General features: G+C 71.4%; 17 protein-coding genes. 9 read left to right on the forward strand and 8 right to left on the reverse strand.

Features of this window, described 5'->3' with window-relative positions:
• Nucleotides 1-780, reverse strand: a 780-nt coding sequence (locus VMR86_05350; GenBank protein HTO06466.1) for an NAD(P)/FAD-dependent oxidoreductase, incomplete at its 3' end; no start/stop codon positions are given.
• A gap of 211 nt (nt 781-991) precedes the next feature.
• Here VMR86_05350 and VMR86_05355 point away from each other — a divergent pair.
• From VMR86_05355 to VMR86_05365, 3 genes are read left to right on the forward strand one after another with little or no spacing between them, the layout of a single operon-like run.
• Complete coding sequence (locus VMR86_05355; GenBank protein HTO06467.1) at nt 992-1,429, forward strand: META domain-containing protein; 438 nt, start codon at nt 992-994, stop codon at nt 1,427-1,429.
• A 52-nt stretch (nt 1,430-1,481) separates the two neighbouring features.
• Nucleotides 1,482-2,747 carry a DegT/DnrJ/EryC1/StrS family aminotransferase gene (locus VMR86_05360; GenBank protein HTO06468.1) on the forward strand — a complete coding sequence of 422 codons (1,266 nt, stop codon included), beginning with the start codon at nt 1,482-1,484 and terminating at the stop codon, nt 2,745-2,747.
• A 29-nt stretch (nt 2,748-2,776) separates the two neighbouring features.
• Nucleotides 2,777-3,781 carry a phosphotransferase gene (locus tag VMR86_05365; GenBank protein ID HTO06469.1) on the forward strand — a complete coding sequence of 335 codons (1,005 nt, stop codon included), beginning with the start codon at nt 2,777-2,779 and terminating at the stop codon, nt 3,779-3,781.
• Between the two features lies 1 nt (nt 3,782).
• On the opposite strand, the gene VMR86_05370 is transcribed toward VMR86_05365, so the two are convergent.
• The 4 genes from VMR86_05370 to VMR86_05385 are packed head-to-tail and all read right to left on the reverse strand — an operon-like array spanning nt 3,783 to nt 7,688.
• Nucleotides 3,783-4,715: a tetratricopeptide repeat protein gene (locus VMR86_05370; protein HTO06470.1), complete on the reverse strand. Its 933-nt coding sequence runs from the start codon at nt 4,713-4,715 to the stop codon at nt 3,783-3,785.
• Nucleotides 4,712-5,587: a tetratricopeptide repeat protein gene (locus VMR86_05375; protein ID HTO06471.1), complete on the reverse strand. Its 876-nt coding sequence runs from the start codon at nt 5,585-5,587 to the stop codon at nt 4,712-4,714. Before VMR86_05375 ends, VMR86_05370 begins: the two co-directional genes overlap by 4 nt.
• The gene (locus tag VMR86_05380; protein HTO06472.1) at nt 5,584-6,507 is read right to left on the reverse strand and encodes a tetratricopeptide repeat protein; all 924 of its coding nucleotides are present in this window, start codon (nt 6,505-6,507) and stop codon (nt 5,584-5,586) included. The genes VMR86_05375 and VMR86_05380 overlap by 4 nt, the downstream gene beginning before the upstream one ends.
• Nucleotides 6,504-7,688, reverse strand: a complete 1,185-nt coding sequence (locus VMR86_05385) for an ATP-binding protein (protein HTO06473.1) — start codon at nt 7,686-7,688, stop codon at nt 6,504-6,506. The genes VMR86_05380 and VMR86_05385 overlap by 4 nt, the downstream gene beginning before the upstream one ends.
• A 179-nt stretch (nt 7,689-7,867) precedes the next feature.
• Here VMR86_05385 and VMR86_05390 point away from each other — a divergent pair, with 179 nt between their 5' ends.
• Genes VMR86_05390 through VMR86_05405 form a run of 4 tightly spaced genes read left to right on the forward strand, consistent with a single transcriptional unit; the run spans nt 7,868 to nt 10,734 of the window.
• Entirely contained in the window at nt 7,868-8,533 is a 666-nt protein-coding gene (locus VMR86_05390; protein ID HTO06474.1) for a helix-turn-helix domain-containing protein, read from the forward strand.
• Complete coding sequence (locus VMR86_05395; GenBank protein ID HTO06475.1) at nt 8,533-9,630, forward strand: ferritin-like domain-containing protein; 1,098 nt, start codon at nt 8,533-8,535, stop codon at nt 9,628-9,630. Before VMR86_05390 ends, VMR86_05395 begins: the two co-directional genes overlap by 1 nt.
• A gap of 10 nt (nt 9,631-9,640) precedes the next feature.
• Nucleotides 9,641-10,093 carry an OsmC family protein gene (locus VMR86_05400; protein ID HTO06476.1) on the forward strand — a complete coding sequence of 151 codons (453 nt, stop codon included), beginning with the start codon at nt 9,641-9,643 and terminating at the stop codon, nt 10,091-10,093.
• Between the two features lie 8 nt (nt 10,094-10,101).
• Nucleotides 10,102-10,734 (forward strand): transglutaminase family protein, encoded by a 633-nt coding sequence (locus VMR86_05405; protein HTO06477.1) that lies wholly within the window; start codon nt 10,102-10,104, stop codon nt 10,732-10,734.
• Between the two features lie 3 nt (nt 10,735-10,737).
• Here VMR86_05405 and VMR86_05410 read toward each other — a convergent pair whose 3' ends face one another.
• Nucleotides 10,738-11,523, reverse strand: a complete 786-nt coding sequence (locus VMR86_05410) for an enoyl-CoA hydratase (GenBank protein HTO06478.1) — start codon at nt 11,521-11,523, stop codon at nt 10,738-10,740.
• Nucleotides 11,524-11,681: 158 nt separating this feature from the next.
• Between VMR86_05410 and VMR86_05415 the strand changes: the two genes are divergently transcribed.
• Nucleotides 11,682-12,836 (forward strand): PilZ domain-containing protein, encoded by a 1,155-nt coding sequence (locus VMR86_05415; GenBank protein ID HTO06479.1) that lies wholly within the window; start codon nt 11,682-11,684, stop codon nt 12,834-12,836.
• Between the two features lies 1 nt (nt 12,837).
• On the opposite strand, the gene VMR86_05420 is transcribed toward VMR86_05415, so the two are convergent.
• Nucleotides 12,838-13,395 (reverse strand): YkvA family protein, encoded by a 558-nt coding sequence (locus VMR86_05420; GenBank protein HTO06480.1) that lies wholly within the window; start codon nt 13,393-13,395, stop codon nt 12,838-12,840.
• Nucleotides 13,396-13,465: 70 nt separating this feature from the next.
• On the opposite strand from VMR86_05420, the gene VMR86_05425 reads away from it, so the two are divergent.
• Nucleotides 13,466-14,218 carry a lysophospholipid acyltransferase family protein gene (locus VMR86_05425; protein ID HTO06481.1) on the forward strand — a complete coding sequence of 251 codons (753 nt, stop codon included), beginning with the start codon at nt 13,466-13,468 and terminating at the stop codon, nt 14,216-14,218.
• Here VMR86_05425 and VMR86_05430 read toward each other — a convergent pair.
• Complete coding sequence (locus VMR86_05430; protein ID HTO06482.1) at nt 14,206-15,054, reverse strand: DMT family transporter; 849 nt, start codon at nt 15,052-15,054, stop codon at nt 14,206-14,208. The genes VMR86_05425 and VMR86_05430 overlap by 13 nt on opposite strands.

The raw sequence follows: 15,054 nt of genomic DNA on the forward strand, positions 1-15,054 counted from the left end.
GTGCGGCACGCACTGCACCGCGGTGGCGCCCGTGCCGATGATGCCGACCCGCTTGTCGCGCAGGCCGGAGAGATTCCCGTTCGAGTCACCGCCCGTGTAGCCGTAGTCCCAGCGGCTGGTGTGGAACGAGTGACCCTTGAAGGAGTCGATGCCCGCGATGCCCGGCAGCTTGGGCCGGTTCAGCGGGCCGTTCGACATGACCACGAAGCGCGCGCGCAGCGCGTCGCCGCGGTTGGTCTTCACGATCCAGCGCGCCGCCGCCTCGTCCCAGCGCAGCTCGGTGACTTCGGTCTGGAACAAGGCGTCGCGGTACAGGTCGTACTTGCGGCCGATCGCGGCGCTGTGCGCGAGTATCTCGGGCGCGCGCGTGTACTTCTCCTTCGGCACGTAGCCGACTTCTTCGAGCAGCGGCAGATAGATGTACGACTCCACGTCGCACATCGCGCCCGGATAGCGGTTCCAGTACCAGGTGCCGCCGAAGTCGCCGCCCTTCTCGATCACGCGCAGGTCGTCGATGCCCGCCTCGCGCAGGCGCGCGGCCGCGAGCAGACCGCCGAAGCCGCCGCCGATCACCACCACCTCGACCTCGTCCAAAAGCGGCGCGCGGGTGAAGCCGGGCGCCACGTAGGGGTCCTCGATGTAGTGGGCGAACTGCCCCTTCACCTCGACGTACTGGTCGTTGGCATCGGCGCGCAGGCGCTTGTCGCGCTCGGCCCGGTAGCGGGCGCGCAGCGAATCGGGATCGAAGCCGAGGTCGGGCGGGTTCTGGGTGGTCGTCATGGGCGAGATCTTGGCGTTCCCGGGGGCACCGCTTCAAGTCACTGGCCGGCGCCCGATTTCCCAGCCGGCACGGCCACTTCGCGGACCGCACGGCCGCGGGCCGGGAGTCCGCGCCGCGCGGCGATATGATCCGGGCGAAGGGTGACTGATCGGAACGTGACTCGTCGGCGGTCCGCTTTCGCGCGCTCGGTCCCCCGGGTAGAGTCGCCGGATGCGCGGCTCCCGCATCTGGCTCGTGCTCGCCCTGCTCGCGCTCTCCGCTTGCGAGCCGCCCCCGACGGCGCAGAGCCCGCTCGCGCCGGTCCACGACTGGAGGCTCACGCGGCTCGGCGAGCGCTCCGACGTGCCGGACGGCCAGAGCGGGCCGGCGCTCACGCTGCTCTTCGACACGGCGAAGGCCCAGGTCTCGGGCTTCGCGGGCTGCAACCGCTTCGCGGGCGGCTACACGCTGAACGGCGCCCAGCTGAGATTCGGCCCGCTGGCCGTGACCAGGATGGCGTGCGAGAAGGGGATGGAGCTCGAGGGCGCGTACCTCGCGGCGCTCGCTGCGGCCGACCAGCTGCATCTCTCCGGCGGCGAGCTCGAGCTGGTCGGCCCGGAGGGCGCCAAGACCGCGCTGCGTTTCCGGCCGCTCCAGCCGCCACCCTGAGGCGCGCGACAGACTCGCTCCCGAGTTGCCGAAGCGAGCCCGGAGACTGAACGTGGGAACGCGACTCGCCATTCACGGGGGCCCGCCGCTGCGCAGCGCGCCGTGGCCGGTCTGGCCCGAGCACGGCGCGCCGGAGCGCGCCGCCCTCGAGCGCGTGCTCGCGAGCGGCAACTGGGGCGGCTTCCCGAGCCCCAACACCGAAGCGCGCGCATTCGCCGAAGAGTTCGCGCGCTTCGCCGGCGCAGCGCACGCGGTGACCTGCGCGAACGGCACGTTCTCGCTGATGCTCGCGCTGCAAGCCGCGCGCGTGACTCCCGGCGCCGAGGTGATCACCACGGCCTACACGTTCGTGGGCACGGCGGGCGGGATCCTGGCGGCGGGCTGCGTGCCTGTGCTGGTCGACATCGACCCCGAGACCTACTGCATCGACCCGGCGGCGGTGGCCGCTGCAGTGACTCCGCGAACCGCGGCGCTGCTGCCGGTACACCTGGCCTGCACGATGGCCGACATGGACGCGCTGGGCGAGATCACGGCGCGGCACTCACTCCTCTTGGTCGAGGACTGCGCGCACGCGCACGGCGCACGCTGGCGCGGCCGCGGTGCGGGCGCGATCGGCGACTTCGGCTCGTTCTCGCTGCAGAGCTCGAAGCTCCTCACCGCTGGCGAAGGCGGCGTGGTCACCACGAGCGATCCGACCCACGCCTCCCGGCTCGCGTCGCTCGTGAACTGCGGGCGCAAGGAGCCGGGTGCCGACGCCTTCCCCGAGCAGATGCTCGGCCACAACCTGCGCATGACCGAGTGGCAGGCCGCGGTGCTGCGCGCCCAGCTCGAGAGACTCCCGGAGCAGAACGCGCGGCGCGAGCGAAACCTGGTCCGGCTCGAGCGCGCACTGGCGTCGCTGCCGGGACTCACTCCGCTCCGCCGCGACCCGCGGGTCACCGCCCGCGCCGCCTACCAGTTCGTGCTGCGCTACGACGCCAGAGCCTTCGCGGGCGTGCCGCGCGACCACGTGATCCTGGCGCTGCGCGCCGAGGGCGTGCCCTGCTCCGGCCGCTTCTACACCCCGCTCGCCGAAGACCCGCTGTTCGCGCCCGACCCGCTCACCAATCCCGCCGCGCGCCAGGGCGTGCGCTGGGACCCGGCGGCGTTTCCGCGCGCGCATCGGGCCGCCTTCGAGGAGTCGATCTGGCTGCCGCACGAGCTGTTCCTGGGCGGCGAGCGCGAGGTCGACGACGTGGCCGAGGCCTGCGCGCGCATCCAGCGCCACGCGGCCGAGCTGCGCGCGCGCCCGCCGCAAGGCCCGGTCAGTCGCCGCTAGTGCCGGCGCTTCGGGTAGAGTGAGCGCCCATGGAGCTGCCCGAGCTCGAGCAGAGACTGGTCCCTTTCGCCCGCGCGAAGTACGCCGACCCGGCGGCCGAGGTGTTCGCCGTGCACAAGATGCCCGGTCACGCGGGCTTCTCGTACGGCTTCTCGGTGCGCTCGCGCGGCGCGGCCGAGAGCTGGTTCCTGCGCCTGCCGCCGCCGAACGTGCAGTGGAAGGGCACGGCCGACGTGCTGCGGCAGGTGAGCGCACTGCGCGCGCTCGACGGCGGCCCGGTGCCGCACTGCTCGGTGCGCTGGGCCGGCGAGGAGCTCGAGTTCTTCGGCCGGCCCTACTTCGTGGTGCAAAAGCTCGAGGGCGACGTGCTGATGCTGGGGCCCGGCGAGTGGGCCGAGCCGTTCCCGCTGGCCAAGCGGCGCGAGATGGCCGCGGCCGCGATGACTGCGCTGGCGCAGATCCACCGCGTGGACTGGCGCGCGAAATGCGGGTATCTCGGCGATCCGATCGCGTTCGAGGACGACGTGACTCGCTGGGACCGCTTCGTGGAGCGCGCGGCCGAGCCCGAGTCGATGGCGCTCGTGCCCGAGGTGCGCGCGAAGCTCCTGGCCTCGCTGCCGCACGGCGCGCCGATCGGCCTGTTCCACGGTGACTACAACTGGCGCAACACCTTCTGGTCGAGGGAAGGCACGCTCCTGGCGGTGATCGACTGGGAGCTGTGCGGGATCGGCGCCACGCTGAACGACGTGGGCTGGGTCGCGACCTTCAACGACCCCGACGCCTGGGCGAAGGGCGGCGCAGTGACTCCCATGCTGCTGCCCGCCGACGAGCTGGTCGAGCTGTACCAGCGCGCCTGGGGCGAGGAGCTCGCCAGCGTGGACTGGTTCCGCGCGCTCGCCGCCTACAAGTTCGCGATCATCACCGGCCTGAACCTCGGCCTGCACCGGCGCGGCAAGCGCCACGACCCGCTGTGGGAGGTCACCGGCAAGTCGATCGTGCCGCTGCTCGAGCGCGCGCGCTCACTGCTGGGCTGACTCAGAGGCGGCGCGCCTTCTCGTCGGCCCTGAGCTGCCGGTGCAGCGCCAACAGCTCGGGGTCGGTCCTGCGCAGCTTGAAGCGGAGCTGGAGCTTCCTGGCCCAGATCACGAGCATGGTCCCGCCGGTGACTGCCGCCACCGCCGTGAGGACTCGCTCGAGGTCGTCGGAAGCCGGATTCATCCCATCGACGTGCGGGGTCGTGAGTCGGGAGAATGCGGACCACAGCACCCAGAGCGCGGCCAGGGCGCCCGCGGCCTTGCCGAGGCGCTGATCGAGCAGGGCCTGCAGATTCTGCTTGGCGAGGCCGTGGGTCGGATCGAGTCGGATCGCAGAGCGGTACACCTGCGTCGCCTCGTCGGCCTTGCCCTGACGCTGCAGCGCCACCGCCAGGTTGTTCAGCGCGTGCGGGTCGGCGGGGTCGAGCGCGAGTGACTTGCGGTACTCCTGCTCCGCCGCCGGGTAGCGCTCCAGCGCGAGACAGACATCGCCGCTCACGCTCCATACGTCGGGGTTCGCGGGGGAGAGCTGCGCCGCGACGTCGACCGCTGCGCGCGCCCGACCGTAGTCACGGAGCTTCAGCGCTGCGATCGCCAGCATGAGGTGCTCCCAGGCCGAGCTGGGAGACAGTCTCACCGCCTCTTCGGCGGCGGCCAGCGCGTTCAGGTGATCGCCGAGCGCGCCCAGGACCTCCGACTTCCTGGCATACGGCGCCGACCACTCCGGCGCCCGCGCACTCGCCGCTTCGAGCGCGCGCAGCGCCTGGTGATTCCGGCCGAGGCCGGCGAGCGCTCGGGCCAGCGCATAGTGACTCGCGGCGCGCGCCGGATCGGCGGCGATCGCGCGGCCGGCGTGGTCCAACGCCTCCTCGAAGCGCCGGAGAGCGAGCGCCGCGTGCGCCCGCGCCAGGCTCTCGTCGGCCGCCCGAGTCACAGCCGTCCCGCCTTGTGGTCTGCGTCGAGGCGCTTCTGCAGCTCGCGCAGCTCGGGGTCACGCGAGCTGACTCGCGGCGGGCGGAACAGGCGCGCCACCCCGTATGCCAGGAGCGCGAGCGCGGCCGTGCCCCCGAGCGCCGCCAGGATCGCGCCGCCCGCCGCACCCAGGTAGAGCGCGATCCATGCCAGGAAGAAGAGCCCGCCGGTGCTGACCTTGGCCGATTTCGTGCGCAGCACGCTGCGCAGGTTTCGCTTCGCGACCCGGAGCGTCGGATCCGCACGGATGGCAGCCCGATACGTGTCGAGCGCCTCGTCGGTCTTGCCCTGCCGGTTGAGCACGAGCGCCAGGTTGTTGAGCGCCGCGCCGTCGGCGGCCGAGATCGCGAGTGACTGGCGGTAGTGCTTCTCCGCGAGGACGTTCTGCTTCTGCGCCAGGTAGACGTCCCCGGCGAGCCGCTGGATCCAGGCGTCTTGGGGAGCGAGCTCGAGCGCGCGTTCGCACTCCGAGCGGGCGCGCAGAGACTCGCCGACCTTCTGCGCCGAGAGCGCCACCGCGATGTGCGCCGCGGCGGAGTGGGGTCCGAGGCGCACCGCTTCCTCCGCGGCAGCGAGGGCTTTGCGCGGCCAGCCGAGGCTGCGCTCGATGTCGGAGCGCAGCACGTGGGGCAGGAACCATTCGGGCCGTTTCGCGCTCGCGGTGCCGAGCGCCTCGAGCGCAGCGGTATTGCGCTCGAGGCCCCAGAGACCCCGCGCGAGCGCGTAGTAGCCGTTGGCGTCGTTGGGGTTGGCGGCGATCGCCAGCCCCGCCTCGCGCACGGCGTCGTCCCAGCGCCGCAGCTCGATCGCCGCGTTGGCGCGCGCGAGACTCACAGCCTTCCCGCGTGGTGGTCCGCTTCGAGGCGCTCGTGCAGTGAGCGCAGGTCCGGGTCGAGCTCACTCAGCCGTCGCCGGTACTCGCTCTTCACTCCCAGCACCCCGAGCGCCACGAAGGCCAGGCCGCAGAGCATGAACAGAAACATCACGTCGCCGCCCGACGTCTGCGCGTTCTCGGGCAGGCTCGAGCCCACATGGCCGAGCTGCAAGACGAGCCACATCACGACGCCGATGCCGCCGATGCCCGCCTTCCCGAGCTTCTTGCCGAGCAGGTTGCGCAGGTTCCGCTTCACGACGTGCAGATTCGGGTCGGCGTTCACGGCCGCTCGGAACGCGTCGAGCGCCTCATCGGCCTTGCCTTGTCTCTGCAGGGCGAGCGCGAGATTGTTGAGCGCAAGCGCGTCGCCGGCGTCGAGCTCGAGCGAGCGGCGGTACTGACTCTCGGCCTGGGCGTTGGCGTGCTGTGCGAGAAACACGTCGCCGGCACAGCGCTGCAGCGGCGCGCTGCGCGGTGCGAGCGCCAGCGCGCGCCCCGACTCCCCACGCGCGCGCGCCGCGTCGCCGAGCTTCTGCGCGGACAAGGCGACGGCCATGTGCGCGGTGGCAGAGTGGGGATCGAGACGCAGCGCCTCTTCGGCGGCCGCGAGCGCCTGGCGATACGAGCCCGCGAAGCGCAGCACGTCGGAACGGAGCACGTGAGGAGGGGACCAGGTCGGTGACTTCGCGCACGCGGTCTCGAGCGCGTGCAGCGCCTCTTCTTCGCGCCCGAGCTCCAACAGCGCCCGGCCCAGGAAGTAATGGCCGCTCGGGCCCTCGGGATCCTCGCCGATCGCGCGCAGCGCCTCGTGGACCGCCTCCTGCCAGCGGCCGAGCTCGAGCGCCGCCTGCGCGCGCGCGAGGCTCGACGCTTCACTCACACCAGGCCTCGCGCGCGCAGGTGCGCGAGCAGGTCGTCGTACACGCCGCCCTCGTTGGCGTACACCGCGTAGTTGCGCGCGGTGTCGAGCCAGGGGCGGATCGAAGGGCGCGCGTCGCGCAGCGCGGCCGCGAGCAGCTTGTCGTCGATCGGCTGCACGGCGCCGGCGTCGACCGTGCGCTCGAAGGCGAGCTCGGAGGCGGCGTTCACCAGCGCCTCGAGGTCGGCGCCCGAGAAGCCCTCGGTATCTCGCGCCACGCGTCCGAGGTCGGGTGCACCGGGCCGGCCCTCCATCTTGAGTGACAGGATGCGCAGACGCGCGGGCAGGTCGGGCGGCGGCACGAACACCATGCGGTCGAAGCGCCCGGGGCGGCGCACCGCGGTGTCGACGTCCCAGGGATGGTTGGTCGCGCCCAGCACGAACACGTCGCGGTTGCGGCCGTCGACGCCGTCGAGCTCGGCGAGGAACTGATTCACCACGTTGCGGCCCGCGGAGTGCTTGAGCTGCGTGCGGCGCTGGCCCAGCGCATCGACCTCGTCGAAGAACAGCACCATGGGCGCCTGCCGGCGCGCGGTCTCGAACAGCTCGTGGAGCTTGCGCTCGCTCTCGCCGAGCCACATGTCGAGCACGTCGGAGAGACCGATCGACTGGAAGCGCGCGCCGAGCTCGCCTGCCAGAGCGCGCGCGATGAACGTCTTCCCGCAGCCGGGCGGGCCGTACAGCAACAGGCCCCCGCGCAGGCTCTTGCCGAACTGCGCGAACAGCTCGGGCTTCTGCAGCGGCAGCAGGAACGAACGAGTCAGGCGCTGCTTCACGTCGTCGAGACCGCCCACGTCGGCGAAGGTGACTCGCGCCTCCGCCGCCTCGGCCACGTCCTCCTCGCTGACCAGGCGCAGGCGGCCGCGCGCCGGGGCCGGAGCCTGCGGCTCTCGAGCCTGCGCGCCCTGACCCTGCGCCGGCACCTGCTCCGGGTCAGCGTGAGCCGCTTCGTGGGCGCGCCGCGCCATCTCCTGCAGGTCGCGGCTCGCCGGGTCGAGCGTGAGGCCGAGCCCGGCCTCCTGGAGCGCCTCCTGCGGCGCTCCCAGCTCGAGGCAGCGGCGCGCCAGCGCGAGCCGGAGCTCGGGGCTGTCTTTCACGGCTGCGGCCGCGCGCAGGGCCGCGACCACGGGATCGCTGGACATGGAGGAGGACATCGGTCGCCAGAGCAACTTACAACACCCCCCCGCATGACTCACTGCAGCCGCGCTTGCGGCACGGCCTTCCGTTTCGTGGTGGAGTGCAACATATCGACTGCACTGGCTTTTTCGCCTCGATTTCGAACTTGCATTCGGTTTTCGGCTGACGTAGGCTGCGCGGCGAGATGGCCCGTACTCCCCGCTCGGTCCCGAAGTCGGTCGTCGTGCTTGCGCGCGCCCGCACCCAGGCGCGCGGCGTGGCGACCCGCCGGCGCGTGCTGCAGGCCGCCGAGTCACTCTTCGCGCGGCGCGGCTACGAAGCCACCAGCATGGCCGACGTGGCCGAGCGCGCCTCGGTGGGCGTGGGCACGCTCTACCACCACTTCCCCGACAAGCGCGCGCTCCTGCTGGCGCTGATCGACGACTGGGGCGACCGCGAGCTGGCCCATGGCCGCAACCGCCACGACGCCGACCGCCTGATCGGCGCCGGCGCGCGCGCCGCGTTCGGCGACGACCTGCGCGCGAGCTACGAGAGACTCTGCCGCGAGGGCGGCTTCTATCTCGTGCTGCTCGAGCTGGCCGAGCGCGACTCCGACGCGCGCCAGCGCCTGAACCGCATCAACCAGGTGGCGGACGAGAGACTGCGCGACCTCCTGGCGCTGGGTCAGAAGCGCGGCGTGATTCGCGCCGAGATCGACCCGCTCGCCGCCTCGGTGCTGGTGCGCCGCTCGATCGAGGCGGCCGCGACCGAAGTGTTCGTGCACCGCATGACCGATCCCGCCCCCGAGCGGATGCTCGAGGGACTCACCGACATGATCTGCCGCTACATCTTCACCGAGGAGACCCGCTGATGGCCACGCAACCCGTTGCCCCCCGTCTCGACTGGCAGGTGCTGGACACCTACAAGACCCCGATGGAGATCGCCTGGCAGTTCGACTACGAGATCGACATCGAGAAGCTGCGCAACCTGTACTCCAAGGCGAAGCAGAACCAGTGGGACGGCGAGCGCCAGCTCGCCTGGGACACGCACGTCGATCCGTCGAAGCCGATCGTCGGCGAGGACCGCTTCATGTTCCTGCAGATGCCGTTCATGCAGCGCATGTCGCAGTCACAGCGCGAGATGTTCACGGCGCACGCCACGGCCCAGCTCCTGTCGCAGTTCCTGCACGGCGAGCAGGGCGCGCTGATGACGGCGGCGGCGGCGACTCACGCCTGCCCCGACTACGAGGCGAAGCTCTACGGCGCCACGCAGACCATGGACGAGGCGCGCCACGTCGAGGTGTACGAGCGCTACGTGCGCAAGCTCGCGATCGTGTACCCGATCTCGCCCTGGCTGAAGGAAGTCATCGACCTCACGCTCCAGGCGGATCACTTCGTGAAGATCCTGATCGGCATGAACATGGTGGTCGAGGGGCTGGCGCTGGCCGCGTTCCACAACATGCGCCGCCAGGCCACCTGCCCGCTGCTGCGCGACCTGACTCACTACGTGCTGCAGGACGAGTCGCGCCACGTGGCCTTCGGAAACGTCTACGTGAAGGAGACGATTGCCGGGATGCACCCCGACGACCGCGAGGACGTGGCGCAGTTCGCCTTCGAGGCCGTGAAGAGCATGGTCGACTCACAGGGCGGCGTGGACGGCACCGGCCAGCGCAAGGGCGACCCGGGCTTCTTCAAGGTGCTCGAGCACTGCTCGATCGACCCCCAGGACTTCATCAAGGGCATCATCGAGGCGGGCGCCGCGGGCATCAACGCGAAGCTCCCGCCGGGTCACATCCACAGCTTCAAGGACTTGATGATGCCGGCGCTGGTGCGCGTCGGCGCCGTCACCCCGCGCACGCGCGAGCTCTACCAGGAAGCCGGCATCCCGGTCTGGGAGGATGCGAGCGTGCTCGAGTCGATGGAGGAAGGCAGCACCGGGGACATCGTGATGCCGGAGATCAAGCACTAGACTGTCCGGCATGTCGGAGCACAAGGTCGAGCTGTACTGGTCGCGCGGCGGGAAGTCGTTCACGTACGAGACCTATCCGCGCGGGCATCACTGGCGCTTCAACGGCGGCACCGAGGTCGACGCCTCGTCGGCGCCCGAGTATCTGGGCGACCCGGCGCTGCCCAACCCCGAGGAGGCGCTGGTCGCGGCGATCTCGAGCTGTCACATGCTCACCTTCCTCTCGATCGCCGCGCGCAAGCGGCTCACCGTGGACTCCTACGAGGATTCGGCGCTGGGCCACATGGAGAAGAACGCCGACGGCGTGCTGGCGGTCACGCGCTGCGAGCTGCGGCCGCGCATCGTCTTCTCGGGCGCCAACCGGCCCGGCGCCGAGGAGCTCGCGCAGCTGCACGAGTCGGCCCACCACCACTGCTTCATCGCGAACTCAGTGAAGACCGAGGTCACGGTCGTCCCGCAGGACTGACTCCAGGGATGCAGCCCGAGTCGAAGGCCTGGAACGGCTATCTCGAGGACACGATCGTGATCGACTGGCAGACGCCGGCGATCGTCGAGCGGGCGCGCGCGCTGGCCGCCGCGGGCCCGAGCGACGAGGCCAAGGCACGGGCCTGCTACGAGTTCGTGCGCGACGAGATTGCGCACACGGCCGACGCGGGCGGGGACGCCCTGCCCTGCCGCGCGAGTGAAGTCCTGGCCGCGGGCACGGGCATCGGGTTCGCGAAGAGCCACTTGCTGGCGGCGCTCCTGCGCTCGCTCGGGCTCCCGACCGGCTTCTGCTACCAGGTGGTGCGGCGCGCGCCCGACCAGCCCGAGCGCGTGCTGTACGGCTTCAACGGCTGCTATCTCTCGAGCCGCGCGCGCTGGGTCCAGCTCGACGCACGCGGGAACCGCGAGGGCCTCGACGCGCAGTTCTCGGTCGACGCTCCACGGCTCGCGGTCACGGCCGATCCCGCGCGCGGCGAGTGGCTCTACCCCACCATCTACACCCGCCCCGCGCCCGTGGTGGTGGACCTGCTCTCGCGCAACCAGTCACTCACCCGGATCGCGGAGCACATTCCGGACGAGCTGCCGGGAGTGACTCGCCCCGCGGGAGCGCCCGCCGCCTAGCGCCTACCGCCCCTTGAAGGCAGGCTTTCTCTTTTCGAGGAACGCGCGCACGCCTTCCCTGTAGTCCTCGCTCTCGTAGCAGGCGGCGACGGCGGCCTCGATCCGGGCGTGGTCGCGGCGCGCGGGCTCCTTGGCCAGCTCGCGCGCGGCGATCTTCACGCCGCGCAGGGTGAGCGGGGCGTTCGCGGCGATCCGGTCCACGGTCTCGCGCACCAGCGCCTCGAGCGCGGCTTTGGGCGCGATCGCGTTGACCAGGCCCATGTCGAGCGCCTCGTCGGCGCGGTAGCGGCGCGCGGTGTACAGGATCTCGACCGCGCGCGAGTGACCCACGAGCACGATCAGCGGCTCGAGCAGGCCGGCGGAGTAACCCAGACCCAGGCGCGCGGCCGGGATGGCGAAGCGCGCGTCGTCGGCGGCGAAGCGCAGGTCGGCCGCCAGCGCGAGCGCCACGCCGCCGCCCACGCAGAAGCCGTGGATCATCGCGACCAGCGGCTTGTCGAGCGCCGAAAGGGCGCGGAACGCCAGGCCCGACTCGCGGTCGTATTCGGAGGCTTTGCCGCCAGCGCCGCGCTGCGCTTCGAACTCCGAGATGTCGGCGCCGGACACGAACGCCGTCTCGCCCGCGCCGCGCATGACCACGACGCGCACGTCGTCGTCTTTCGCGAACGCCTCGACCGCACCGGGAATCTGGCGCCACATCTGCGCGGAGACGGCGTTGCGCCGCTCCGGGTGGTCGAAGATGACCCAGCCGATCGACCCGTCCTTCTCGATCCGAACCGTTCCACTCATCGCGCGGGAGTGTAACAGAGCCCTCCCCCGCGGCCCCGTGGACACTCCCGCCTCAAGCGCCGGTTGCGTATTCCCGATCGGATTGGAATGCGTTCACCGGGCGAGTCATGACCGGCGAGCCGCCCGTCTTGTTGCTTGACGATGGCGAGCTAGAACCGGTGCGCCTGTTGCTCGAGGACGTCGGCGCGGAGTTCGAGCGCGTGCGCGCCGTGGACGCGGGCGCGGGAGTCACTCTGCCGACGCGGCTGCTGATCACGACCGCGCGCGTGGCGCACGCGCTGCGGCTCGAGCGCACGTTGCTGCCGTCGCCCGACCGCGCCACCTGGATTGCGTTCGTGGTGGGTGACTCGAAGACCCAGCGCAACGCGCTGCAAAAGGCGGGCTTCGACTTTCTGATCCGCGAGCCGGTGCACCCCGCGGCGCTGCGCGTGCTCTTGCAGCGCGCGCTGTTCAAGGGCACGGACTCGCGCCGCGCGCCGCGCGTGGCCTTCGGCTGTCCGGTCCGATACCGGACCGGCTTCTGGGCCAAGCAGGCGACGCTCGTCGACCTGTCTCCCCGCGGCTGCCGCCTGCTGATGCGCGCGAAGCTCGCGGAGAAGGTGGCGCTCAAGGTCGAGCTGCCGCGCGAGCTCGCGGGCGGAAAGACCCTGGTCCTGGCCGGGCACGCGGTGCGCGTGTCGCCCGCCCAGCGCGAGGGCGGTGTGGCCGAGGAGTACTCGGTGGGCATGCGCTTCGGCGCGCTCAACGCGCGCGCCCAGAAGCGGCTGCGCAGCGTGCTGGCCGAGCGCGTGATCGGTCCCTCCGCGCTCGCGAGCGCCGTGCCGTTCACGCCGGCCGAAGCGCGCCAGGGGGCGACCCCGACCCCGGCCGCCACGGCCCCCCAGGCCGGCGCCAAGGCGACACAGCACGGTGACGCCCCGCCGCGGCGCAAGCGCCGCCAGGGCGCGCGGGCACGCTACCGCAAACAGGTCACGGCGCTGGCCGGCGACGAGTCGTACATGATCCTGTGTCTCGACATCTCCGCGGGCGGCATGAAGATCGAGCCGATCGAGGGCATCACCGTGGGCGCGAAGATCAATCTCGCGATCCAGCTCAACCCTCCGCGCGAGCCGGTGCTGGTCGAGGCCACCGTGCTGCGCGACGAGGGCGAAGGCGGGCTCGCGCTCCGCTTCGACTGGCTCTCGCCCGAGTCACGCCGCCAGCTCGAGCGCCTGGTCGCGATGCTGCCCTCGATCGAGGCGCTGCACGAAGAGGCGCGCCGCGTGGGCACGGTGCTCGCCACGCGCCTCAAGCGCTCGCCGCGCCCGAGCTAGCTCACCACAGCCGGAAGCGGCGCCGGCCCTCGGTGCCCTGTTTTTCGCGCTGGGCGATGCGCGCGCGCAGGTCGCGCTGGCGGCGCGCCACGGCGCGGTCGCGCGTGATCCGCCCTTGCGGGTGGAACACGCGCTTGTCCTCCTTCACGCGGAAGGTGCAGAAATCCTTGTAGCCGTCGAGCTCGTGGCGCAGCTCGTGACTCACGAGCTCGATCATGATCGCGTCGTCGAGGAAGCCCAGACCCGGCACGCTGTCGGGGATGATGTCGTCGGCCTCGGTCAGGTAGCTGAGCGCGGCGATCACCCGGCGCTTCACCGCCTCGGGAATGCGCCACTCGTCGTCGTAGCTCATGGCGACGATGCGCTCGAGCCGGTCGAGCCGCTCGCGCACGTAGTCGGGCGGCTCGGCGGCGCGCGCCTGCTCGATCAGCGCCACGGCGGCCGCAGTGACTTCTTGCTCCTTGGCGGGGTTGGCGACGTCGATCGCTTTCGCCATGACGCGCCGGAAGTGTTTCAAGTCGCGCTCGCCCAGGGTGAAGCTGACTTTGAGCTCGGCCATCGGGGCGGGAGTCTAGCCGAGCGGAGTGTGCCATTTCAGCGCCTTTTCAGGGCGCTCTGGACGCGCGAGAATGCGCGCCGTGCTCGGCCTACACCTGCTCTCACTCGCGTTCTGGGCGTTCCTGGTGCTGTCCTCCGTGGCGCTGTTCCCGCTGGCGCTGGCGATCTGGGCGGTGACCGCGCCGTTCGACCGGCGGCTCGTGGTCCTGCACCGCTTTACCTGCTTCTGGGGCTCGCTCTACACCTGGCTCAACCCGGCGTGGCCGGTCACGGTCGAGGGCCGCGAGCAGGTCGCGGACGGCGTGGCCTACGTGATGACCTCGAACCACCAATCGCTGGTCGACATCCTGGTGCTGTTCCGGCTGTTCCGTCACTTCAAGTGGGTCTCGAAGATCGAGAACTTCCGGGTGCCGCTGATCGGCTGGAACATGCGACTCAACCGCTACATCCCGCTCGTGCGGGGCCAGCGGGAGAGCGTGGTGGCGATGATGGCGATGTGCGAGCAGACGCTCGCCCAGGGCAGCTCGGTGATGATCTTTCCCGAGGGCACGCGCTCGGCGGACGGCCGGCTCAAGGCGTTCAAGACCGGCGCGTTCGAGCTCGCGCTGCGCACCAAGGCACCGATCCTGCCCATCGCCCTGGACGGCACCGCGCGCGCGCTGCCCAAGCGGGGCTATCTGCTGCAGGGCCGCCATCCGATCCGCGTGCGCCTGCTCGCGCCGCTCGACCCGGCGACCTACGGCAGCGAGACACCCGAGTCACTCGCCGAGCGCGTGCGCCAGATCATCGCCCGGGAGCTGCCGCCCGAGCATCAGCCCGCCTGAAGCAAGAGCACCCCGAGGGCCACGCAGGCCGCGGCCGCGAAGCGGCGCCCGCCGAAGCCCTCGCCCAGCACGAGCGAGCCGATCAGCGCCGCGAACACCACGCTCGTCTCGCGCAGCGCCGCGACGTTGCCCATCGCGCCGCGCGACATCGCCCACAGCACGATCCCGTAACCCAGGATCGCGAGCAGGCCGCCGGCCATGCCGCGCCGGCCGTCCGGGCCGAAGAAGGGCGCGAACCGCCCGCGCTGTCTCACCAGGGCGAACACGCAGAAGGCGAGGCTCGTGGCCCACATGTTCCAGGCGATGTAGCTCGGGGTGCTGCCCGAGTGGCGCACGCCTTGCCCGTCGAGATAGGTGTAACAGCCGATCATCGCCGCGGTGAGGAAGGCCGCGCCGATCGAGCGCGCCACGTCGGGGTGCGCCGCGCGCGGGTCGAACGCGAAGCTCGTCATCGCGGCCGACGCGAGCATGATCCCGCCGGCCTGCACCGGGCCCGGCACCTCGCCGGCGAAGCCCGCGCCGAGCAGGGTCACGAGCAGCGGCGCCGAGCCGCGCGCGATCGGATACACGAGTGACAGGTCGCCGAAGCGGTACGCGTAGAGCAGGAAGACCTGATAGCCGAAGTGGAACACGAGCGAGATGCCGAGATAGCGCAGCGCCTCGGGCGCCGGCACGGGCACGAACAACGACGCCACGCCGCCCAGGACCACGCAGGTCGCCATCAGCGCGCCCAGAGTCACCACGCGGTCGCCGCTCGACTTGGTGAGCGCGTTCCAGCTCGCGTGCAGCAGCGCCGAAGACAGCACCAGTCCGGCGGCGAACGGGTCCAGGTGCAC

Source organism: Myxococcota bacterium, from assembly GCA_035498015.1.
Lineage (GTDB): Bacteria > Myxococcota_A > UBA9160 > SZUA-336 > SZUA-336 > VGRW01.

Bases quoted from the DNA above. Each gene is read 5' to 3' on its own strand.
- VMR86_05385 (HTO06473.1), bottom strand. From the start codon at position 7,688: ATGTCCAGCGATCCCGTGGTCGCGGCCCTGCGCGCGGCCGCAGCCGTG.
- VMR86_05425 (HTO06481.1), top strand. From the start codon at position 13,466: ATGCGCGCCGTGCTCGGCCTACACCTGCTCTCACTCGCGTTCTGGGCG.
- VMR86_05390 (HTO06474.1), top strand. From the start codon at position 7,868: ATGGCCCGTACTCCCCGCTCGGTCCCGAAGTCGGTCGTCGTGCTTGCG.
- VMR86_05395 (HTO06475.1), top strand. From the start codon at position 8,533: ATGGCCACGCAACCCGTTGCCCCCCGTCTCGACTGGCAGGTGCTGGAC.
- VMR86_05355 (HTO06467.1), top strand. From the start codon at position 992: ATGCGCGGCTCCCGCATCTGGCTCGTGCTCGCCCTGCTCGCGCTCTCC.
- VMR86_05420 (HTO06480.1), bottom strand. From the start codon at position 13,395: ATGGCCGAGCTCAAAGTCAGCTTCACCCTGGGCGAGCGCGACTTGAAA.
- VMR86_05400 (HTO06476.1), top strand. From the start codon at position 9,641: ATGTCGGAGCACAAGGTCGAGCTGTACTGGTCGCGCGGCGGGAAGTCG.
- VMR86_05410 (HTO06478.1), bottom strand. From the start codon at position 11,523: ATGAGTGGAACGGTTCGGATCGAGAAGGACGGGTCGATCGGCTGGGTC.
- VMR86_05405 (HTO06477.1), top strand. From the start codon at position 10,102: ATGCAGCCCGAGTCGAAGGCCTGGAACGGCTATCTCGAGGACACGATC.
- VMR86_05365 (HTO06469.1), top strand. From the start codon at position 2,777: ATGGAGCTGCCCGAGCTCGAGCAGAGACTGGTCCCTTTCGCCCGCGCG.